General features: G+C 73.1%; 22 protein-coding genes. 12 read left to right on the plus strand and 10 right to left on the minus strand.

What is annotated here, in order from left to right; all coding sequences use genetic code 11:
* The first annotated feature begins 79 nt into the window (after positions 1-79).
* From CYJ76_RS07015 to CYJ76_RS07025, 3 genes are all read left to right on the plus strand, one after another.
* A complete protein-coding gene (locus CYJ76_RS07015; RefSeq protein WP_101849651.1) occupies positions 80-697 on the plus strand; it encodes a DnaJ family domain-containing protein in 618 nt (205 codons plus the stop codon).
* Between the two features lie 54 nt (positions 698-751).
* Positions 752-1,135 carry a type II toxin-antitoxin system VapC family toxin gene (locus CYJ76_RS07020; RefSeq protein WP_070705955.1) on the plus strand — a complete coding sequence of 128 codons (384 nt, stop codon included), beginning with the start codon at positions 752-754 and terminating at the stop codon, positions 1,133-1,135.
* Between the two features lie 231 nt (positions 1,136-1,366).
* Positions 1,367-1,981, plus strand: a complete 615-nt coding sequence (locus tag CYJ76_RS07025) for a LysE family translocator (RefSeq protein WP_083323506.1) — start codon at positions 1,367-1,369, stop codon at positions 1,979-1,981.
* Positions 1,982-1,988: 7 nt separating this feature from the next.
* Here CYJ76_RS07025 and CYJ76_RS07030 read toward each other — a convergent pair whose 3' ends face one another.
* The 5 genes from CYJ76_RS07030 to CYJ76_RS07050 form a co-directional block, all read right to left on the minus strand.
* Entirely contained in the window at positions 1,989-2,444 is a 456-nt protein-coding gene (locus CYJ76_RS07030) for a Rieske (2Fe-2S) protein (RefSeq protein WP_070704794.1), read from the minus strand.
* Between the two features lie 34 nt (positions 2,445-2,478).
* The gene (locus CYJ76_RS07035) at positions 2,479-3,696 is read right to left on the minus strand and encodes a tyrosine/phenylalanine carboxypeptidase domain-containing protein (protein ID WP_101849652.1); all 1,218 of its coding nucleotides are present in this window, start codon (positions 3,694-3,696) and stop codon (positions 2,479-2,481) included.
* A gap of 75 nt (positions 3,697-3,771) precedes the next feature.
* The gene (locus CYJ76_RS07040; protein WP_101849653.1) at positions 3,772-4,815 is read right to left on the minus strand and encodes a glutathione synthase; all 1,044 of its coding nucleotides are present in this window, start codon (positions 4,813-4,815) and stop codon (positions 3,772-3,774) included.
* On the minus strand, positions 4,812-6,035 hold the full coding sequence (locus CYJ76_RS07045; protein ID WP_101849654.1) for a flavohemoglobin expression-modulating QEGLA motif protein: 1,224 nt from the start codon (positions 6,033-6,035) through the stop codon (positions 4,812-4,814). Before CYJ76_RS07045 ends, CYJ76_RS07040 begins: the two co-directional genes overlap by 4 nt.
* The gene (locus CYJ76_RS07050) at positions 6,032-6,826 is read right to left on the minus strand and encodes an N-formylglutamate amidohydrolase (RefSeq protein WP_101849655.1); all 795 of its coding nucleotides are present in this window, start codon (positions 6,824-6,826) and stop codon (positions 6,032-6,034) included. Before CYJ76_RS07050 ends, CYJ76_RS07045 begins: the two co-directional genes overlap by 4 nt.
* Before the next feature lie 238 nt (positions 6,827-7,064).
* Here CYJ76_RS07050 and CYJ76_RS07055 point away from each other — a divergent pair, with 238 nt between their 5' ends.
* Genes CYJ76_RS07055 through mnhG form a run of 6 tightly spaced genes read left to right on the plus strand, consistent with a single transcriptional unit; the run spans position 7,065 to position 13,326 of the window.
* Positions 7,065-9,992, plus strand: a complete 2,928-nt coding sequence (locus CYJ76_RS07055) for a Na+/H+ antiporter subunit A (protein ID WP_101849656.1) — start codon at positions 7,065-7,067, stop codon at positions 9,990-9,992.
* Positions 9,989-10,477, plus strand: a complete 489-nt coding sequence (locus CYJ76_RS07060) for a Na(+)/H(+) antiporter subunit C (RefSeq protein ID WP_101849657.1) — start codon at positions 9,989-9,991, stop codon at positions 10,475-10,477. The genes CYJ76_RS07055 and CYJ76_RS07060 overlap by 4 nt, the downstream gene beginning before the upstream one ends.
* Positions 10,474-12,039 carry a Na+/H+ antiporter subunit D gene (locus CYJ76_RS07065; RefSeq protein ID WP_070706149.1) on the plus strand — a complete coding sequence of 522 codons (1,566 nt, stop codon included), beginning with the start codon at positions 10,474-10,476 and terminating at the stop codon, positions 12,037-12,039. Before CYJ76_RS07060 ends, CYJ76_RS07065 begins: the two co-directional genes overlap by 4 nt.
* Positions 12,036-12,650 carry a Na+/H+ antiporter subunit E gene (locus CYJ76_RS07070; RefSeq protein WP_070706147.1) on the plus strand — a complete coding sequence of 205 codons (615 nt, stop codon included), beginning with the start codon at positions 12,036-12,038 and terminating at the stop codon, positions 12,648-12,650. Before CYJ76_RS07065 ends, CYJ76_RS07070 begins: the two co-directional genes overlap by 4 nt.
* Positions 12,650-12,940, plus strand: a complete 291-nt coding sequence (locus CYJ76_RS07075) for a monovalent cation/H+ antiporter complex subunit F (protein WP_070706145.1) — start codon at positions 12,650-12,652, stop codon at positions 12,938-12,940. The genes CYJ76_RS07070 and CYJ76_RS07075 overlap by 1 nt, the downstream gene beginning before the upstream one ends.
* Complete coding sequence (gene mnhG, locus CYJ76_RS07080) at positions 12,937-13,326, plus strand: monovalent cation/H(+) antiporter subunit G (protein ID WP_070706143.1); 390 nt, start codon at positions 12,937-12,939, stop codon at positions 13,324-13,326. Before CYJ76_RS07075 ends, mnhG begins: the two co-directional genes overlap by 4 nt.
* Before the next feature lie 9 nt (positions 13,327-13,335).
* Here mnhG and CYJ76_RS07085 read toward each other — a convergent pair whose 3' ends face one another.
* The gene (locus CYJ76_RS07085) at positions 13,336-14,028 is read right to left on the minus strand and encodes a maleylpyruvate isomerase family mycothiol-dependent enzyme (RefSeq protein WP_101849658.1); all 693 of its coding nucleotides are present in this window, start codon (positions 14,026-14,028) and stop codon (positions 13,336-13,338) included.
* 113 nt (positions 14,029-14,141) lie between these two features.
* On the opposite strand from CYJ76_RS07085, the gene CYJ76_RS07090 reads away from it, so the two are divergent.
* Both CYJ76_RS07090 and CYJ76_RS07095 read left to right on the plus strand, forming a co-directional pair.
* Positions 14,142-14,912, plus strand: coding sequence for a DsbA family protein (locus CYJ76_RS07090; RefSeq protein ID WP_070706141.1), 771 nt, complete (start codon positions 14,142-14,144; stop codon positions 14,910-14,912).
* Positions 14,913-15,734 (plus strand): cytochrome c biogenesis CcdA family protein, encoded by an 822-nt coding sequence (locus tag CYJ76_RS07095; protein ID WP_070706139.1) that lies wholly within the window; start codon positions 14,913-14,915, stop codon positions 15,732-15,734. It begins immediately after the preceding gene.
* A 27-nt stretch (positions 15,735-15,761) separates the two neighbouring features.
* Here the strand turns inward: CYJ76_RS07095 and CYJ76_RS07100 are convergent, their stop codons facing one another.
* Positions 15,762-16,292: a DUF1697 domain-containing protein gene (locus tag CYJ76_RS07100; protein WP_070706137.1), complete on the minus strand. Its 531-nt coding sequence runs from the start codon at positions 16,290-16,292 to the stop codon at positions 15,762-15,764.
* 78 nt (positions 16,293-16,370) lie between these two features.
* Here CYJ76_RS07100 and CYJ76_RS07105 point away from each other — a divergent pair, with 78 nt between their 5' ends.
* Entirely contained in the window at positions 16,371-17,003 is a 633-nt protein-coding gene (locus CYJ76_RS07105) for a LysE family translocator (RefSeq protein ID WP_070706135.1), read from the plus strand.
* A gap of 15 nt (positions 17,004-17,018) precedes the next feature.
* Here the strand turns inward: CYJ76_RS07105 and CYJ76_RS07110 are convergent, their stop codons facing one another.
* The 3 genes from CYJ76_RS07110 to CYJ76_RS13200 form a co-directional block, all read right to left on the minus strand.
* The gene (locus CYJ76_RS07110; protein WP_180802242.1) at positions 17,019-17,861 is read right to left on the minus strand and encodes a DUF1963 domain-containing protein; all 843 of its coding nucleotides are present in this window, start codon (positions 17,859-17,861) and stop codon (positions 17,019-17,021) included.
* A 148-nt stretch (positions 17,862-18,009) separates the two neighbouring features.
* Positions 18,010-18,384 carry a hypothetical protein gene (locus CYJ76_RS12205; protein WP_141762151.1) on the minus strand — a complete coding sequence of 125 codons (375 nt, stop codon included), beginning with the start codon at positions 18,382-18,384 and terminating at the stop codon, positions 18,010-18,012.
* A 350-nt stretch (positions 18,385-18,734) separates the two neighbouring features.
* Entirely contained in the window at positions 18,735-18,968 is a 234-nt protein-coding gene (locus CYJ76_RS13200) for an integrase core domain-containing protein (protein WP_414467282.1), read from the minus strand.
* Positions 18,969-19,335 lie beyond the last annotated feature (367 nt).

The following is a 19,335-nucleotide window of genomic DNA, read 5'->3' on the forward strand; positions in this document are numbered from 1 at the left end:
CCGGCGAACAGGCCGGGGGTGGTCGCCGGTGGGGGAGCGGCGGCCGGCAGGTGTGGGCGGCCCGGCGTAGCCTCGATGCATGGACGCGCCGCTGCCCCCGCGCCGGGAGGGTCCCGCCGAACGCGGCCGCGCCGCATCGGAGCAGCGCGCCCGGCCCGAGGAGCCCGAGCCGCAGCCCGGCGGCGAGCTGACCGTGGAGAAGGCCCGCTCGGTGGCCGAGCAGGCCATCCTGCAGGCGCAGCGGGAGGGCGCCTTCGAGAACCTGCCCGGCGCCGGGCGCCCGCTGGAGGGGCTGGACCGCCCGCACGACCCTGACTGGTGGGCCCGCGACAAGCTGCGCCGGGAGAACGCCGACCTCTCGGCGGCCCTGCCCGTGGTGCTGCAGCTGCGGCGCGAGAAGGCCGGCCTGCTCGAGGCGGTGCTGGCCCTGCCCACCGAGGACGCCGCCCGCGCGCACCTGGAGGACTTCAACGCCCGGGTGCTGGCCGACCGCCGTCGTCCGCCGGCCACGGAGCACTCCCCGCCGGTCGTGGGCCGGGTGGACGTGGAGGAGTACCTGGCCCGATGGCGTGCCGGTCGCCCCGTCGTGGAGGCCGAGGCCGCCCGGCTGGCTGCCGAGGCCGCGGAGGCCCGCCGCGCGCACGAGGAGGCGGAGCGGGCCGCCCGGCCGCGGCGGTGGTGGCGCCGGCGCCGCTGAGGGGACCCACCGCATCGGGCAGGCTGTGGGCATCGTGCGGTCCGGGCGCGGCGAGTGACCGTCCTCGACGCCTCGGCCGCCGTCAACGTGCTGCTCGGGCGGACCACCGAGCCGGACCTCTCCGGGCTGGTGGTGCGCGGTGTGACGGCACCGCACCACATCGACGTGGAAATCACCTCGGCGCTGCGGGGCCAGGTGCTCGGGGGCAAGCTCGCCGAGGGCGTGGCCCTGAACCGGTTGGGCGCCTTCCTCGCCTGGCCGGTGGAGCGGGTACCGCTGCGGGGGCTGGCGCCGCGCATCTGGGAGCTCCGCCACGCGATGTCGGCCTACGACGCGGCGTACGTGGCGCTCGCGGAGATCACCGGGCAACCGTTGGTGACCTGCGACGCCAAGCTCCTCTCCGGTGGACACCGGGCCGAGGTGCGCGTGGTGGCCTGAGCGGTGCGGTGGGGCGGCCGTCCTCACCGGGTGGGGCGAGGCGGCGAGACCCGCACCGGTGCTGCACTCGGGCTGACACCGGGCCCAGTTCCGCACCGGTGCCGAACTCGACAGTCGAGTTCGGCACCGGTGCGGAGGTCACGGTGGCGGCAGGCCGAGATCGGCACCGGTGCGGTTCTCGTCCGCGTCCGTGGGGACCCGCGTACTGACCGGTTCCTAGACTCGCCCGCCGTGGAGACCTACCTGCCGCTGGCCCTCGTCTGGACCCTCGGCGTCATGAGCCCGGGGCCGGACTTCGTCGCCGTCCTGCGCACCGCCATGCGCCGCGGCGCCCGGGCCGCCTCGGCCACCGCGATGGGCGTGGTCACCGGCATCGGCCTGTGGATCGTGCTGGCCCTCGTGGGCTTCACCGCCCTGGTGCGTGCCCAGCCGTGGATCGCCGTCGCGATGAAGCTGGCCGGCGCGGTCTTCCTCGTCGGCTTCGGCCTGTCCATCCTGTGGGGCCTGTGGCGCAGCCGCGGGCAGGCGGACGAGGGCGCCGCCGAGGCCACCCCGCCGACGGGCGCAGCCTTCCGCCTGGGCCTGGCCACCAACGTGGCCAACCCCAAGGCACTGGTGTTCTTCGGCGCGCTGTTCAGCACGCTGCTGCCCCCGGAGATGTCCTGGGCGGCCCGCGGCGGGGTGCTGCTCATGATGCTGCTCATCGCCACCGCGTGGTTCCTGGCCGTGACGTGGGCCGCCAGCCGCCCGCCGTTGGTGCGCCTCTACCAGCGGGCCGGGCGCACCATCGACACCGTGGCGGCCGTCGCGTTCGTCGTCCTGGGTGTCGGGCTGCTGCTCGAGTGACGCCTGCTCAGGCGGGGCCGGCCTTCACGGTGTCGCCGGAGACCTCGGCCTTGCCCTCGGGCAGCGCGTCCTGCGCCGGCCCGGCGAGCACCGACCCGTCCTCCACGGAGAACTCGCTGCCGTGGCAGGTGCAGATGATGGCGCCGTCCTTGATCTGCGAGACCCCGCACCCCTGGTGGGTGCACTTGCTGCTGAACGCCTTGTAGGTGCCCTCGGTGGGCTGCGTGACCACCCAGCCCTGCTTGATGGCGCCGCCGCCCACGGGCACGTCGGAGGCGGGGAACTCCACGCCCGGAGCGTCAGCACCGTCGCTGGTGGACCCCTTGCCGCCCGCGCACCCAGCCAGGGTCGGTGCCCCGAAGGCCACGGCGGCACCGGCGCCGGTGACCACCTGGCGGCGGGTGGGGCCGGTGGCGGGGGCGGGGGCGCCGGGGCAGGTGGCGCAACCGGTCGAGTCGTTCATGGCTTCCTCCTGGGTGGGTGGCGGTGGGTCCGGGTCAGTCTGCCTCGTGCGGTGGGGAGCTCACCACGGTGGAGAGGTCGTCGGCCTGGGCGGCCGCGCGCACGCGCTCCTGCCAACCGGAGATCTCCATCCAGTCGGGACGGGCCCGCACCAGTGCCAGGAGTCCCCGGTGGTGCAGGTCGGTGACGGCCGGGAGGTCCTCCAGGTGGAAGCGGCCCAGCAGCAGCAGGTCGATGGGGTGCCCGGCCCGCACGTGGTCGAGCAGGTTCAGCGCGCCGCGCAGGTACCCGGCGTCCTTGGTGAGCCCACCGGAGCGGAAGACGTGCACGCACGTGTTGTACGCCGCGGCGGGGTGCACGCCCACCTCGGTCATGGCGGTGAACGCCTCCCGGAAGGTGGCGCCCTCCAGCATCCGGTGCACGGTGAGCACGCGCACGGCCAGCTCCCGCAGGCGGAAGGGGCTCAGGTCGCCGGCGGCCAGCTCGCCCAGCACGGCCAGCCCCTCGTGGGTCTCGTCGTAGCTGGTCAGGCCGGTGCGCAGCGTGCGCAGGGGCTGGCCGACGGCGTTCACCTGGGTGGCCAGGTGGGTGCCCAGCTCGTGCTGCACCAGCACCTCCAGGCGGTGCGGAGGCACGCGGACCGCGCTGCTGATGAGCAGGCGCTCGCCCAGCAGCGCCACACCGGTGAAGTCGCGGCGCACCTCGGTGTGCACGCGCACCCGCGGGTCGATGCGGCGGTAGCGCTCGAACAGCGCCTCGGCCGACTCGCGCACCTCCTCGGCGCCCACCGTCTCCTGCGGCGGCTCGGGCACCTCGAGGTCGTCCACCACGTGCTGGGCGAAGGCCCGCAGGCGGTCGGAGACGTCGCCGTGCAGCTCCACCGAGAGGTCACGGAAGATCGAGGTGCCACGGGTGCGCAGCATCTCCACCTGCACGCGCATCTCGCGCACCTTGCGGCGCAGCAGGGAGGCCAGGGTGGGGTCGCCCACCTCGTCCACCGGCAGCAGGTCGATCTGCGCTGAGAGCACCTCCAGGTCCGCCTGCGGTCGCCGGTAGGTGAACGGTGGCTCGTCGTGGGTGCCGGTCAGGAACTCCTCGCGGTGCACCTCGGCGTCGTCGGGCGTCACCTCGCGCAGGAAGTTCACGGAGTCGGCCAGCAGCGAGACGTTGTGTTCGATGGCGAGGTCGCGGGTCTCCCATGTGGCGGAACCCGGGGCGGCGGGCGGGGTGGGCGGTGTCGGCGAGCTGTTCACGGTGTCCTCTCGCGGGTGGGCTGGGACGACCGGTGCGGGCGCGGAGTCCTCCGCGCCCGCACCGGTCGGTGGGTGTCAGAGCGTGGCGAGCGCCGCGTTGCGCAGCTGCCGGCCGTAGTGCTCGTGCATCGTCACCTTGTGCTCCAGGTTCTCGATGACGGCCGGGGCGAAGTCCACCTCGTACAGCGCCTGGCAGGAGCCGAGGCCGCCGGGGCTGAACACGTTCACCTCCATGAGCTTGTCGCCCACGATGTCCAGGCCCACCAGGAACATGCCGTCGGCCACCAGCTTGGGGCGCACGGCCTCCACCAGCTCGAGCATGCCGTCGGTGACCTCCACCTTCTCGGCGGAGCCGCCGGCGGACATGTTGGAGCGGATGTCGTCGCCCCCGCTGCGGCGACGGAAGGCGGCCACCTTGCCGTCCACCGTGAGCGGCTGGCCGTTCATGAGGAACATCCGCACGTCGCCGTCCTTGGCCTCCGGCAGGAACTCCTGGGCCACCACGTAGCCGTCGCGGGCAATCGCCTCGATGATCTGGTTGAGATTGGGGGCCTCGTCCTCGTTCACCAGGAACACGCCGGACCCGCCGGAGCCCTGCAGCGGCTTGAGCACGGCCTTGCCGCCCAGCTCCTGGACGAACTCCTCGATGCGCTTCTCGTCGCGGGAGATGAGCGTGCGGGGGCGCACCCGCTCCGGGAACTGCTGGAAGTAGGCCTTGCTCAGGGCCTTGCTCAGGGCGCTGGGATCGTTCACCACCAGCACGCCCTGGGCGGCCATGAGCTCGCCGAAGGCGATGCCGGCGTTGTTGGCCCACGCGCTGCTCTCGCCCTCGTCGGCGGGGTCGGCGCGCAGCATCACCACGTCGAACTCGGAGACGGCGAACTGCTCCTCGCTCTCGGGCTTCTGCACGTCCTCGAGGTAGCGCTCCAGGGAGCGGTAGTTCTTGTCCTTGGCGCTGCGGCCGCGGGCCACCAGGGTGCCGTCGGGCTCGTACCCGAAGTCGCCCATGCCCAGCAGCACCACCTCGTGGTCGCGGTTGGTGGCGGCCATGGCCAGGCGGGTGGTGGTGTAGACGTGCTTCTCGGTCATGACGTCGTTGACGACGAACGCGATCTTCATGTCATCTCCTGGGTCAGGGTGGACAGGTCGGTGGTCTTCACGGCCGCCTGCAGACGCTCGGTCGCGCCGGCGTCGAGCAGCCAGTTGGAGGTGATGCGGGCCGGCCGCAGCAGGCCGCGCGCATCGAGGTCCTGCACCAGCGGCAGGTCCGACAGGGCGAACTTGCCCAGGAACAGGGTGTCCAGGCGGCCGCCGGTGCGCAGGTGCTCGAGCAGGTCGAGCAGGCCGCGCAGGTACACGGCGTCCTTGGTGAGCCCACCGGAGCGGTAGACGCGCATGGTCGTGGTGTACGCCGAGCGTCTCGGCACGCCCTCGTCCACCAGGGCGCCGAAGGCCTCGGCGAAGCCGGCGCCCTCGAGCATCCGGTCCACGGTGAGCACGCGCACGGCCAGCTGGCGCAGCCGGAAGGGGGTCAGCCCGCCGACGGCGATCTCGCCGAGCACGGCCAGCCCCTCCTGCGTCTCGTCGTACCCGGCCAGGCCGGACCCGAGGGTCTTCATGGGCTGCCCGGAGCCGTTCACCTGGGTCACCAGGTGGGTGCCCACCTCGTGGTGGATGAGGGCGTCCACGCGGTTGGTGGGCACGCTCGCGGCCTCGCTGATGAGGAGGGTGTCGCCCTCCACCAGCACGCCCGAGGTGTCGCTGCGCACCTCGGCGTGGATGCTCACGTCCGGGTCCACCTCGCGGTAGCGGGCGATCTCGTCCTGCGCCGCCTCGAGGAAGTCCTCGGCGTCCACCATCGAGCGGGGGGAGCCGGGCACGTCCAGCCCGGCCACGATGCGGCGGGCGGCGTCGCACAGCTCGGTGGAGACCGCGCCGTAGAGCTCCACGGACAGCTCGCGGAAGGTCTGCGAGCCGCGGCAGCGCAGCATGTCCAGCTGCAGCTGCATCTCGCGCCGCTTGTGGCGCAGCAGCTCGGCCAGCGTGGGGTCGGTGACCTCGTCCACCGGCACCTGGGCGATCTGCGCGGAGACCACGTCCGGGTCGGCGTCCAGCTCGCGGTAGGTGAACTCCGGCTCGGCGACCTCACCGTCGAGGAAGCGCTTCTTCTGCTCCTCGGCGTTCTCCGGGGTGACGTCCAGCAGGAAGCGCAGGGAGTCCGAGAGCATGGCCAGCGTGTGGTCCACGGCCAGGTCGGCCGGGTCCCAGGTGGCCTCCTCGGAGGACCCCTCGAGGGCGGTGGAGTCGGTGCTGGACGGGTCCTGCGGGGCCCCGCTCATCGGGTGCCCACCTCGCGCAGGGCGGCCAGCACCGGCTCGTGGGTGGCCGTGAGTGCACGCTGCAGCTGCTCCACGTGGGCGTCGTCCGGCCGGCCGGTCCACTCGTCCATGTAGAGCTTCTTGAACTCCAGCGCCAGGCACAGGCCGGTCGAGGGGTAGCGCTCGTGCACGAACCACGCCAGGGCGCGGCCCTCGAACTTCACGTTCTCCCGCACGTCGATGCGCTCGCCGTCCACCTCCTGGGACCCCAGGGACCGGGTGAAGGCGTCCACCACCGGGCGCCAGTGGGCGTCCACGGTGCCGGTGCCGAGGTTCACCTGGGGGTTCTCCTCCACCGGCTCGGGCTCGGCGTCGGCGCCGTTGCGGCGGTGGTTGTAGGAGTGCACGTCGTACACCACGAACGGTCCGCGGGCGGCCAGCTCGTCGAGGCGCTCGGCCAGGTCGGCGTAGAAGCGGTCGTACTGCTCCAGGCTGCGGGCGGCCACGTCCTCGTCCAGCGTCCCGTCGGCCCAGACGTCCAGGCCCCAGGCGTCCTCGGGGGAGCGGTACACGGCCTCCTCGCGGGGGCGGTTGAGGTCCACCTCGAAGCGCGAGTGGTGCACCAGCACGCGCGCCGGGGCGCCGGCGGCGATGCGGTCGGTGAAGGGGTCCTCCTCGCGGAAGCGGGTGTCCTCGTCGAGCACCATCGCCGCCGCGGTCTCCTCGCGCAGGCCGTGGCCGGCGTGGATGGAGGTGCCCACCAACTGGCCGGAGAAGTCGCCCACGAGTTCGTGCGTCGGGTTCTCGGTCATGGGCTTCTGTCTACTCGAGGAGGAGGCGCGGGGCCAGTGCGCCCGGCGGTCCGCCCCCGGTCCTGCCGGTCGATCCGCCTCCGGGCGGACCGTTCGGTAGAATCCGGCACCACCCCCACGGTGGTGCCGGCCCCGTCTGGCATGCGTCGGGCGCCGCGGAGCAGCCCGACGCCCCGGCCCCGCCCGTCCCCTCCGGGGAGCCTGGCCGCTGTGACCGACGACCCCCGAGGAGTGCGCCGTGTTCATCGCCATCGCACTCCACCTGCTCGCCGCGCTCCTGGCCCCGCTGGGCGCCGCCCGGCTGGGACGCCGCGTCTTCCCCCTGCTGGCCCTCGTGCCGGCGGGCACGGCGGTGTGGGCCCTCACCCGGTCGGTGGCCGCCCGCGGGGACGCACCGCCGGTCGAGACCGTGCCGTGGGTGCCGAGCCTGGACCTCGAGCTGGCCTTCCGCCTCGACCCCCTGGCCTGGCTCATGGTGCTGGTGGTCGGCGCGGTGGGCGCCATGGTGCTCACCTACTGCACCGGCTACTTCGAGGACGACGAGAAGGGCCTGGGCCGCTTCGCCGCCTGCCTGGTGGGCTTCGCCGGCGCGATGGTGGGACTGGTCACCGCCGACGACGTGCTCGTACTGTACCTCTTCTGGGAGGTCACCACGGTGCTCTCCTACCTGCTCATCGGCCACTCCTCGCAGCGGCGCGCCAGCCGCGTGGCCGCCGGGCAGGCCCTGGTGGTCACCACCTTCGGCGGTCTGGCGATGCTGGCCGGCCTGCTGCTGCTGGCCCGTGACGCCGGCACGCACCGCCTCTCGGAGCTCGTGGCCCACCCGCCGGCCGCCACGCTCACCACCTCGGTGGCCGTCGTGCTGGTGCTGCTGGGGGTGGCCAGCAAGTCGGCCCAGGTGCCCTTCCACTTCTGGCTCCCGGCGGCGATGGCCGCGCCCACCCCGGTGAGCGCCTTCCTGCACGCCGCGGCCATGGTCAAGGCGGGCGTCTACCTCGTGGCCCGTCTCGCCCCGGCGCTCGCGGACGTGCCGGTGTGGCGCTGGCTGCTCGTGCTCGGGGGTGCCCTGACGATGCTGCTCGGCGCGTGGCGGGCGATGCGGCAGGTGGACCTCAAGCTGTTGCTGGCCCACGGCACGGTGAGCCAGCTCGGCTTCCTCTGCCTGGTGCTGGGCGTGGGCAACGGCGACGCCGCGCTGGCGGGGGTGGCGCTGCTCGTGGCGCACGCGCTGTTCAAGTCCTCGCTCTTCCTGGCCGTCGGCGTCGTCGACCACGCCACCGGCACCCGCGACCTGCGTCTGCTGCGCGGCCTACGCCGCTCGATGCCGTGGACCTTCTGGACCTGCGTGCTGGCCCTGGCCTCCATGGCGGGCATCCCGCCGCTGTACGGCTTCGTGGCCAAGGAGGCGGCGCTCGGAGCCCTGGAGCACGGCGGTCCCACACCCGGGGACGGGTTCTCCACCCTCGCCCTGGTGGCCGTGGTGCTCGGGTCGGCGCTCACCGTGGCCTACAGTGGCCGCTTCCTCGTGCTGGGCCTGGGCGACCACGCCCCGGGCACCGACGAGCGGCCCGCCCCCTCCGGCCCCACTCCGGTGGGCCACGTCTCGCCCTGGGCCGTGGCCGTGCCGGTGGTGCTCGCCGAGGCCGGCCTGCTGCTGGCCCCCTTCGCGGGAAGGGTGGAGCACTGGCTGGCCCCGGCCGCCGGCCCCTGGCCCGCCACACCGGACCCGGTGCACCTGGCGCTCGTGCCCCACGTGGGCGTGCCGTTGGCCCTCACCGGTGTGGTGCTGCTGGTCGGTGGCGCGCTGGTGCTGGCCGGCCGGCCGGTGGCGCGCTGGGCGGGTTCGCTGCCGCAGCTGCTCTCGGCGCAGCGCGGCTACCGCTGGACCATGCGCACCGTGGAGCGGGGCGCCAACGAGCTCACCGGTCACCTGCAGCGCGGCTCCCTGGAGCTCAACCTCGCGCTGGTCTTCGGCACCTTCGTGCTGCTGCCCGGGTGGGCGCTGGCCACCGGCGTCGCCTGGCCCGAGCGGGTCCGCCTGGCTGACGGCCCGGCCCAGGTGGGCACCGCCGTGGTGGTGGCCCTGGCCGCGGTGGCCGCCGCCCGCTCCCGCCGCCGCCTGCGCGGTGTCTTCCTCGTGGGCGTCACCGGGTACGGCGTGGCCATGCTCTTCCTGCTGCACGGCGCCCCGGACCTCGCGCTCACACAGGTGCTGGTGGAGACCGTCTCCATCGCCGTGTTCGTGCTGGTGCTGCGCCACCTGCCGGTGCGCTTCCGCGACTTCTCCACCCCGCTGGACCGCCGCCTGCGCTGGCTGCTGGGCGCGGCCGTGGGCACGGTCATGTGCCTGCTGGCGGTCACCGCCTCGGCGGTGCGCACGGCCCCCCACGACCCGGAGGCGCTCGCCGAGCGCGCCAAGACCTTCGGGGGCGGCACCAACATCGTCAACGTCATCCTCGTGGACATCCGCGCCTGGGACACGATGGGGGAGCTCTCCGTGGTGCTCGTGGCCGCCACCGGCGTGGCCAGCCTGGTCTTCCTGCACAGCGAGCGCGTCACCACCAGCTACGACCGCGTCCGCGACGCCCTGGGCCGCCGCCGCAGCCACGCCGCGGTGAGCGAGGGCGGGGCCCGGTGGATCCCCGACGCCGGCGCGCTGCCGCCGGGCGGCCGCAGCCTCATGCTCGAGGTGGCCACCCGGCTGGTCTTCCACGTCATCATCGTGTGGTCGGTCTACCTGCTGCTGGCCGGGCACAACCACCCCGGCGGCGGGTTCGCGGCCGGTCTGGTGGCCGGGCTGGGACTGCTGCTGCGCTACCTGGCCGGTGGCCGCGCAGAGCTGGGAGCCGCCCTGCCCGTGGTGCCCGGCTGGCTGCTGGGTACGGGCCTGTTCCTCTCGGCCGGCACCGGTCTGGTCTCGCTGCTGGCCGGCGGCGAGGTGCTGCAGACCTGGACATACGACCTGCACCTGGGGCCGGTGGGCGAGCTGCACCTGGTGAGCTCGGTGGCCTTCGACGTGGGCGTCTACCTGGTGGTGGTGGGGCTGCTGCTGGACCTGCTCTCCTCGCTGGGCTCCGCCCTGGACCGTGACGCCCAGGAGCGGGGCGACCACACCGGCCGGGCCTCGGCGGTGCTCGCCGGCCACGAGGAGGAGGGTTCCCGGTGACGCCGAGCCTCACCCTGTGCCTGCTGGTGGGTGTGCTGTCCGCCTGCGGGGTCCACCTGTTCCTCTCACGCAGCCTGGTGCGGATGCTCTTCGGCATGCTGCTGCTGGGCAACGGCGTGAACCTGCTCTTCCTCGTGGCGTCCGGGGACCCCGGACGCGCCCCCATCTCCGACGCCGCCGGCACCGGGCCCCTGAGCGACCCGCTGCCGCAGGCCATGGTGCTCACCGCCATCGTCATCTCACTGGCCATGACCGGCTTCGTCATGGCGCTGGCCCACCGCTCGTGGCAGGTGGCGCACACCGACGTGGTGCAGACCGATGCCGAGAGCCGCCGCATCTCGCGCCGCGCCGAGGCCAACAGCTACACACCCGAGGTGTTCGGAGAGGGGTCCAGCGACTCCGCCGACGACCCCGCCGCGGAAGGCGACGACCCACCCGACGCCCCGCCCGCCGACGAGACCACGCACCCCGAGGAGGCCCGATGACGCCCACGCCCGACGTCCTCGTGCCCCTGCCCGTGGTGGTGCCACTGGTGGCCGCCGGCCTGACCCTGGTGGCCAACCGCCGCACGGGCGTGCAGCGCGCCGTCACCGTGGCGGCCCTCACCACGAGCCTCGTGGTGGCTGCCCTGCTGGTGCACCTCAGCGACACCCGCGGGCCGCAGGTGGTGCAGGTGGGTGGCTGGGCGCCCACGGAGGGCATCGCGCTGGTGGCCGACCGCCTCGCCTCGCTCATGGTGCTGGTGAGCGTGCTGGTGACGCTGGCGGTGGTGCTCTACTCCATCGGGGAGGGCCGGTCGTCCTTCGACGAGGAGAGCGACGGCCAGTCCCCGCTGCCGATCTTCCACCCCACCCTGCTGGTGCTCTCGGCGGGCGTGTCCACCACCTTCCTCTCGGGCGACCTGTTTCACCTGTACGTGGGCTTCGAGATGCTGCTGGTGGCCTCGTTCGTGCTGCTGACGCTCGGCGGCACCCGGGCGCGGGTGCGCGCGGGCACCAACTACGTGGCCGTCAGCCTGGTGTCCTCGGCGGTCTTCCTCACCGCCATCGCGCTGGTCTACGCCGCCACGGGAACGGTCAACCTGGCCCACCTGGCGCACCGGCTCGCGGAGGTCGACGCCGACACCCGCCTGGCCCTGGAACTCGTGCTGCTGCTGGGCTTCGGCATCAAGGCCGCCGTCTTCCCGATGCAGGGCTGGCTGCCGGACTCCTACCCCACGGCGCCGGCGTCGGTGACGGCCGTGTTCGCCGGCCTGCTCACCAAGGTGGGTGTGTACGCCATCATCCGCACCGAGGTGCTGCTCTTCCCGGACGACCGGGTGAGCCCCCTGCTGCTGGGCGCGGCTGCACTGACGATGGTGGTGGGCATCCTCGGCGCCATCGTGCAGGACGACATCAAGCGCATGCTCTCCTTCACCCTGGTGAGCCACATCGGGTTCATGATCTTCGGCATCGCGCTCGGTGGGGAGCTGGGGCTCTCGGCGGCCATCTTCTACGTGGTGCACCACATCCTCATCCAGTCGGCGCTGTTCCTCGTGACGGGCCTGGTGGAGCGCCGCGGCGGCACCTCCTCCTCGATGCGGCTGGACCGGCTGGCCACGGCCTCGCCGCTGGTGGCGGTGCTCTTCTTCGTGCCGGCCATGAACCTGGGCGGCATCCCTCCGTTCTCGGGCTTCCTGGCCAAGGTGGGCCTCATCGAGGCGGGCCTGTACCACGGCGGGTGGCTGGCGTACACGCTGGTGGGGGCCTCGCTGCTCACCTCGTTGCTCACGCTGTACGCGCTGACCCGCACCTGGGCGCGGGCCTTCTGGCGCCGCCCGTTCAGCGAGGACGGCCACCCGCTGCGCGACCTGCCGGACCCGGACCGTGACGTCTCGGAGGCGCTGGTGTCCGGCGTGGTCGGTCCCACGGTGCTGCTCGTGGGGGTGGGGCTGGCGCTGAGCGTGGCCGCCGGGCCGGTGTACGCATACACCGACCGCGCCGCCCACGACCTGCTGGGCACCACGGTCTACACGCACGCGGTCTTCCCCGACGGGGTGCCGCGATGATGCCCGCCGACCTGCGCCAGACGCTGCGCGACCGCATCGACCTGCGGGCGGTGGTGCTGCTCACCGCCACGTGGATGCTGCTCTGGGGGCACCTGAAGTGGCTGGACCTGCTGGGGGGCGTGCTGGTCTCCGTGCTGGTGTGCCTGCTCTTCCCCCTGCCACGCCTGGAGCTGCGCCTGGTGCTGCGGCCGGTGGCGTTCGTGCGGCTGGTGGTGACCTTCCTCGTGGACCTCGTGGCGGCCTCGGCGTCCGTGGCCTGGGCGGTGTTCACCAGCCGTCGCTCGCCCGGCGGCACGGTGTTCGAGGTGCCGCTGCGCTCCACCGACGAGCTGTTCGTGGCCACCACGGCGGGCATGACCACGCTCGTTCCCGGCAGCGTGGTGCTGGACCTGGACCGTGAGGTGGGCACCCTGTTGGTGCACGGGTTCCGCGTGCACACCCCCGAGCAGCAGCAGGAGTTCCGCAAAAAGGTGTGGCGGCAGGAGGAGCTGCTGCTGCGGGCGCTCGCCCCGGACGTCGACGAGGTCATGGCCCGCGACCCGGGCGGGCCCCTGCAGGGCCGCTCGGCGCTCACCGGCGGCGTGCGCACCAGCGACGGAGGAGGAGGCTGATGGTCGAGACCGTGCTGGCCTGGGCGGTGGGGCTGCTGCTCGCCGCCTCGGCCCTGCTCACCGTGCTCCGGGTGGTGACCGGTCCCACGATGATGGACCGGGTCATCGGCCTGGAGGTGGTCACCGGTGTGCTCATCTGCGCGCTGGGCACTGAGGCCGCCGTCAACCGGCACACCACCTCGCTGCCGGTGCTCATCTCGTTGTCGCTCATCGGCTTCCTGGGGTCGGTGAGCGTGGCGCGGTTCATGCGCCCGGCCGACGCGCCGCGCACCGAGGAGGTGCCGCGATGACGGGGCTGCTGGACCTGCTGGGGATGCTCTGCCTGCTGGGCGGGGCGGTGCTGTGCCTCTCGGCCTCGCTGGGGCTGTGGCGCTTCGGCGACCTCTTCACCCGCATGCACGCCAGCAGCAAGCCGCAGGTGCTGGGGGTGCTGCTGGTGGCCCTCGGGGTGGGGCTGCGCGTGCGTCAGCCCAGCGACGTGGGCATGCTCGTGCTGCTGGCGGTGTGCCACCTCATCACCGTGCCGGTGGCGGCGCAGATGGTGGGGCGGGCGGCGCTGCGTATCGGGCAGGGCGACTCCGAGGGGGAGGTGGCCCGCCGCTGGGAGGAGCGACTGGCCGAGCTGGAGGAGCAGGACGACGCGGTGACCGGGCAGGAGCAGGCACCCCGCACCTGAGGCGGTGCCTCAGCGCGCGGAGGCGTCCTCGAGCAGCGCCACGCCCGGCCCGGTGAGCGCACCGGGCTCCCACGGGCGCCCGGTGGCGGCCATGAGCAGCTCCAGCAGCCGGCCCCGCACCTCGGGCCCGCTGCCCAGGGCCACGTTGCCGTCGGTGCCCACCAGGGTCACCCGGCGCAGGGCCGCCGGCGCCCCGCCGAGGGCCTCCCGGGTGCCCAGCTGGTGGGCCAGGGCCTGCTGCACGGCGGGGATCGGGTAGAAGTGGCGGATGCCCAGCGGGCGGCGGACGTCCTCGCCGTGGGCGATCTCCTCCACCAGCCGGCTGGCCACGGGCGCCAGCCAGGTGGGCGGGCCGCTCGTGCGCCCGGCCACGGAGCGCAGGGCGTCCAGCATCGCCGCCGGGGTGGGGCGTCGCTCGGCGTCCACGCCGGCCTGGTTCTGCCGGTCGAGGCTGCCGCCCGCGGCCACCATCGCGCGGGTGAGGCGCCACGGGGTGGTGCGGGCGTTGTCCACCAGGTGGGCGGCCACGTCCATCACCGTCCACCCGGGGGCCAGCGAGGGCGTGTCCCACGCCGCGCGGTCCAGGTCGGCGAGGTCCGCGACGAGCGCCCACCGCTCGGCGTGCACGAGGCGCCAGGTGGCCTCCGCGGGGGAGGGGCGTGCGGGTCCGGGCGTGCGGGGGCGGCGGCGCAGGAGGGGCATGGGCCCAGTGTGGGCCACGCTCCGGCGGGGTCGTCCTCGGGCCGCGTTCCGGGCCAGGTGCATCCGGCCCACCCTCCCTCCGGGTGCGCCGGGCGGCTGGGTACGGTCCGGGCATGACCGCCTCCTCCCGACGCCTCCTCACCATCGCGGCCGGCGCCGCCGTCGTCCTGCTGCTGGCGGTGGGTGCCCTGCTGGCCGGCCGCTCCGGCCCGTCGCCCCAGAAGGCCTCCGGGGGCGATGCCGGCGCGTCCTCACCGGCGTCCCCCGGGGAGTCCTCCGCCGCCGGGGAGGGAGGCCGTGGCCCCTCGGCCGCCGAGGAGCGCATCGGCCTCACCCGCCGCGACGCCGATGACGTGACCGCTCTCGGTGACGTGGACGCCCCCGTGGTGCTCATCGAGTACGCCGACTACCGCTGTCCCTTCTGCGCGGTGTTCAGCCGCGACACCATGCCGGAGCTGGTGAGCGAGTACGTGGAGTCCGGCCGGCTCCGGGTGGAGTGGCGCGACCTCCCCCTGTTCGGCGAGGAGTCGGAGAAGGCCGCGGTGGCCGCGCGCGCCGCCGGTGAGCAGGGGCGGTTCTGGGAGTACCACCGCGCGGTGTACGAGGCCGCGCCCGAGCGGGGGCACCTGGAGGTCACCGACGAGAAGCTCACCGCCTGGGCCGAGGAGGTGGGGGTGCCGGACATGGAGCGGTTCGCCCGCGACCTGGAGTCCCCCGAGCTGCTGGAGCAGGTGCGCGCCGATGCCGAGGAGGCCCGCTCCCAGGTGGGTGCCACGGGGACGCCGACCTTCGTCATCGACGACCAGCGGATGGTGGGCGCCCAGTCCGCGGAGACCTTCCGCCGGGTGATCGACCAGCAGCTCGCCGCGCGCCGGGAGGGCTGAGTGGACATCGGGTACACCGGCGCCTTCCTCGGGGGCGTCCTCGCGCTGCTGAGCCCCTGCTCGGTGATGCTGCTGCCGGCCTTCTTCGCCTACGCCTTCACCTCCCCGGGGGCGCTCGTGGGGCGGACGATGGTGTTCTACGCGGGCCTGTGCGCCACGCTGGTGCCGCTGGGCGTCTTCTCCGGCGCCGTGGGCTCGCTGCTCACCGCGCACCGGTCGGCGTTGGTGGCCGGTGCCGCCGCAGTCGTCATCGTGCTGGGCCTGTGGCAGCTCTCGGGCCTGCCCGTGCCCGGTCTGGGCCGCACCGCCGGCGGAGGCCGCGACACCACCTCGGTGGTGTCGGTGTTCACCCTCGGGGCCGTGTACGCGGTGGCCGGCGTCTGCGCGGGGCCCATCCTGGGTTCGGTCCTCATGGTGGCCACCGTGAGCGGCAGCGCCGTGTACGGCGGCACCGTGCTGGCCCTCTACGCGCTGGGCATGACGGTGCCGCTGCTGGTCCTGGCTGCGGTGTGGGACCGGCTGGGTTCCCGAGGCCGCGCTCTGGTGGCGCCCCGCGAGGTCTCCTTGGGGCCGTGGCGCAACACCTGGGCGATGGTGGTCTCCGGGCTGCTCTGCGTGGCCATCGGTGTGCTGCTCCTGGTCACCGACGGCACGGCGGGGCTGAGTGGGCTGGTCACCGTCAGCGCCCAGCGCGACGCCGAGACCGCCCTGGCCGAGTGGGCCTCGGGGGTCTCGGACACCTGGTTCGTCGTGGTGGCGGCCCTGGTGGTGCTGGGGTTGGTGGTGTGGTCGGTGGGCCGACCGTCCCGGGGCCCACGGTAGGGCTGGGCGCCGTCGGTCGGGCGTGCCTCAGCACCACTTCCCGGCGATGGCGGCCAGCACCGTGCGGTTGCGGGAGGTGGCCGTGCCGGCGTGGCGTTCCACCAGCCCGTTGGAGAGTTTCGAGCGATGCACGTCCGGCCCCATCAGCGTGTGGGCGGCGCGGCCCCGCACCATCACCCGCTCGCCGGGGAACTCCAGCCCCTCCAGCGCGGCGACCGCGTCGGCGCCGGGCTTGGCGCGCAGCAGCGACACGTAGTGCGCACCGTCGTGCCCGGCGGCCACCTCGTCCAGGGAGTCCACCACCTCCTGCAGCTCGGCGGGCGTCAGCAGCACCACCGGCACGTCGAACCCGCGGTCGGCCGCGAAGGCGGCCTCGAGCCGCTCGGTGATGCGCTCCCGCGAGTGCATCGTGGTGCTGAAGCGCACGTTGCCGGTGTTGATGTGGGTGGCCACGTCGGTGAACCCCAGGGCCTCCACGCAGGTGCGCACCTCCGCGGCCGGGAACTTCCGCCTCGCCCCCAGGTTCACCGCGCGCAGGAAGCCGATCCAGGTGCTCATGGGGTCAGTCTGCCCGGAGAGGGTGCCGGTGTCCCCTCCTCATCACGGCGGCGTCGGGCCATCCCCCATGATGTGCCGATGACGCTCGCCCAGGCCCTGCTCTCCTTCGCCGTCGTCGCGGCCGTGCTCACCATCACGCCGGGGCTCGACATGGCCCTCGTGCTGCGCTCCGCCCTCCGCGACGGGCGCGGCTCCGCCGTGGCCACAGGCGTGGGCATCTGCGCCGGTTCCCTGGTCTGGGCCGTGGCCGCCGCGGTGGGGGTGAGCGCCCTGCTCACCGCCTCGGCCACCGCGTTCACCGTCCTCAAGCTGGTGGGTGCTGCCTACATGCTCTTCCTCGGCCTGCGGATGCTGTGGGGCGTGGTGCGGGGCACAGGTCACGTGGACCTCGACGCCGCCCCGCGCACCCGCGGTGGCGCGTGGGAGCACCTCCGTCGCGGCCTGCTCACCAACGTGCTCAACCCCAAGGTGGGCGCCTTCTACGTGGCGGTGCTGCCCCACTTCATGGCCGACGGGGTGCCCACCGCTGTGATGGGCCTGCTCCTGGCGCTGGTGCACGTGGTCGAGTCGCTGGTCTTCTTCGCGCTCATCATCGCCGGGGCGCACTCGGTGCGGGGGCTCCTGCAACGCCCGGTGGCCCAGCGCGCCATCGATGCCGTCACCGGCACGGTGCTGGTTCTGTTCGGCGCCCGGTTGGCCACCTCGCGCTGAGCACGGGCCGGGTGCTCATGCGCACTGCCAGGTGAACCCGGCGTCCGCCACGGGCTCCTCCGCGTCCGGGCGGGTCATCCAGTAGAGCTTGCCCTCGTCCCCCCAGCACATGCCGGTGGCGTCGTCGCTGCCCACCTGCAGCAGGTTGTGCCACCGGACGGCCTCCCGGTCGCCATCCTCCCCCTCGGCGGAGAGCCCCTTGAACGCCATGACCTCGAACTCCGTCGGACCCTGGTCGGGCAGGGTGTACCCGCCCAGGCGGTGGCTGGCCTGGGCGATCTGCAGGGTCATCACCTCGTCCTCGAAGTCCTCGTTGGTCACCGGGTGGTCGTCCACCGGGCCCACGCCGAACTCCAGCGACACCGCGGGGTGGTCCGAGGCCGGGTAGCTCATGGCCTGCCGGCCGGTCAGCTCCACCTCGGTCCACGACTCCAGCGGCTCGGGCACCTGGGTCGGCGGGCAGGTGTCGCGCCCCGCGGCCACGTGCAGCAGCACCGCGCCGGCGGCCGTGGCAGGGTCCCAGCAGCCCACGAGGGTCTCGAAGTCGTCCACCTCGCCGTCCCAGTGGAAGGCCAGCAGGCGCCCCGTCGTGGGCAGCTCGATGCCGGTGCGCAGCCCAGCGGCCGCGAGGGCGGCGAGGTCCACCTCGCCCACGAACGCCAACGGGCCGTGGCCCTCCCAGTGCGGCCACGGGGTGCCGGCGGGCAGGTGCGGAACGCCGCCGAGCCGCGCCACCACGGGGCCTTCGCCGCCCACCAGCTCCACCGTCGGGCGGCCCAGCGCCAGCCAGCGCCGGGCAGTCTCGGGGTCGAGGTACTCGCGCGCCACGGCCTCGAACGGATCCTGCAGGTGTTCCACGTCGTCGTCCTCGTAGGGGGCTTCTGGCGCGAGCAACATATCTGCGGCCACCGACGATCTCCGTGCCCTCGTGGCCGGGGTCGTTCCCGGGGTCGTGAACTCACGCGGGCAACAAGAAGGAACCCGGCCCGCCGTACCGGCGGCGACGTCAGCCTGTCACAGGCACCTCGAGGACCAGTAGGTCGTCTTCCCGTGACTGCATCACATGTTCTTCAGCCGCTCGCCGGGTAGAGTACGCGATTCGACCGAAATGAGTATCGAGATCCCCGGCTGCGACGACGAAGAGAGATTCGGGACGATCTTCTCCATCGGTGACCCATGGGACGGTGGTGAACCACTTCTCCGTTCCGGGGAGTTGGTGCTCCCGGGCGGTCATCTCCAGGGCGATGCGTTGCGAGGGTGTTGCCGCCCAGATGTATTCCCTGTCCCCAAAGGTCTCGTCCTTATAGAGCAGAATTATTTCTCGACCCCTCCGGCGCCCGTGGATCAGGTTGATCCAATTACGCGCCACAGTTGAGAGCATTTGTGGTCGGGTAGACGCGGGCATAGTACTTCTTCCCCTTCCGGGTGATCGTTCCCAGGGTGGTTCCTCCCCATCGGGTGCGCTTGCCCCCAGAGCACGAGTGCGAGAGGTTCTTCTGGTGGTAGGTCTTCTGTCCGGTGTTGCCGCCAGACTTCGAGGGATCCTTGACCCACCAGAGGAGGCGCTTGTGGCGAAGGTCGGATGTGTGGTGGATCGAGGTCACGCGGACGCTGCACGACGTGCGCGCCTTGAAGCCCACGTTACTGCGACCGGTGGAAGTGCGTAGATGGACGTTCTCCGGCTTCAGGGTGCAAGGGCCGTAGGTCACCCCAGCGATGTGGTTCCCGCCGTCAGCTCCGGAGGGTGACGAGCGATGGCTGCGCCACCGCTGCTACACCCTCAGATCGGAAGAGCCTGTTTTCCTTCTCAGCGGGTGGGACCATGCCGAGTTCGCCGTGGAGGCGCTGGTGGTTGAACCAGTCGATGCACTCCGCGGTGGCGATCTCCAGGTCGTCGATGCCTCGCCACGGGCCGTGGTTGCCGACGAACTCGGCCTTGAACAGCGAGTTGAACGCCTCGGCCAGGGCATTGTCCTAGGAGTCACCTGTGGACCCAACCGACGCGACCACACCGGCCCCGGCCAGTCGTTGGGTGTAGCCGATGGCGACGTACTGGACGCCCTTGTCGCTGTGATGCTTCAACCCCGTGACGTCCTGGCACTGACGGCACCGGTTCCACCGGCCCCATCTCCAGGGCGTCCAGCGCCAGGTCGGTACGCAGCGACTTCGAGACCTGCCAGCCCACGACCATCCTGGAGAAGACGTCGATCACGAACACGGCGTACACCCACCCCGCGAAAGCGGCTCTTCCGATCTGAGGGTGTAGCAGTGGTGGTGTGACCGGGTCGAGGTAGGGGTCGAGGTCCCCTGATGATGGGGGTTCCTACACCGA

Source organism: Kytococcus schroeteri (assembly GCF_002847825.1).
In the GTDB taxonomy this organism is placed as follows: Bacteria; Actinomycetota; Actinomycetes; order Actinomycetales; family Dermatophilaceae; genus Kytococcus; species Kytococcus schroeteri.

Coding starts and splice junctions, on each gene's coding strand:
- CYJ76_RS07065 (WP_070706149.1), top strand. CDS start 10,474: ATGACGCCCACGCCCGACGTCCTCGTGCCCCTGCCCGTGGTGGTGCCA.
- CYJ76_RS07090 (WP_070706141.1), top strand. CDS start 14,142: ATGACCGCCTCCTCCCGACGCCTCCTCACCATCGCGGCCGGCGCCGCC.
- mnhG (WP_070706143.1), top strand. CDS start 12,937: ATGACGGGGCTGCTGGACCTGCTGGGGATGCTCTGCCTGCTGGGCGGG.
- CYJ76_RS07015 (WP_101849651.1), top strand. CDS start 80: ATGGACGCGCCGCTGCCCCCGCGCCGGGAGGGTCCCGCCGAACGCGGC.
- CYJ76_RS07105 (WP_070706135.1), top strand. CDS start 16,371: ATGACGCTCGCCCAGGCCCTGCTCTCCTTCGCCGTCGTCGCGGCCGTG.
- CYJ76_RS12205 (WP_141762151.1), bottom strand. CDS start 18,384: ATGCTCTCAACTGTGGCGCGTAATTGGATCAACCTGATCCACGGGCGC.
- CYJ76_RS07075 (WP_070706145.1), top strand. CDS start 12,650: ATGGTCGAGACCGTGCTGGCCTGGGCGGTGGGGCTGCTGCTCGCCGCC.
- CYJ76_RS07030 (WP_070704794.1), bottom strand. CDS start 2,444: ATGAACGACTCGACCGGTTGCGCCACCTGCCCCGGCGCCCCCGCCCCC.
- CYJ76_RS07045 (WP_101849654.1), bottom strand. CDS start 6,035: ATGAGCGGGGCCCCGCAGGACCCGTCCAGCACCGACTCCACCGCCCTC.
- CYJ76_RS07070 (WP_070706147.1), top strand. CDS start 12,036: ATGATGCCCGCCGACCTGCGCCAGACGCTGCGCGACCGCATCGACCTG.
- CYJ76_RS07100 (WP_070706137.1), bottom strand. CDS start 16,292: ATGAGCACCTGGATCGGCTTCCTGCGCGCGGTGAACCTGGGGGCGAGG.
- CYJ76_RS07040 (WP_101849653.1), bottom strand. CDS start 4,815: ATGAAGATCGCGTTCGTCGTCAACGACGTCATGACCGAGAAGCACGTC.
- CYJ76_RS07085 (WP_101849658.1), bottom strand. CDS start 14,028: ATGCCCCTCCTGCGCCGCCGCCCCCGCACGCCCGGACCCGCACGCCCC.
- CYJ76_RS07050 (WP_101849655.1), bottom strand. CDS start 6,826: ATGACCGAGAACCCGACGCACGAACTCGTGGGCGACTTCTCCGGCCAG.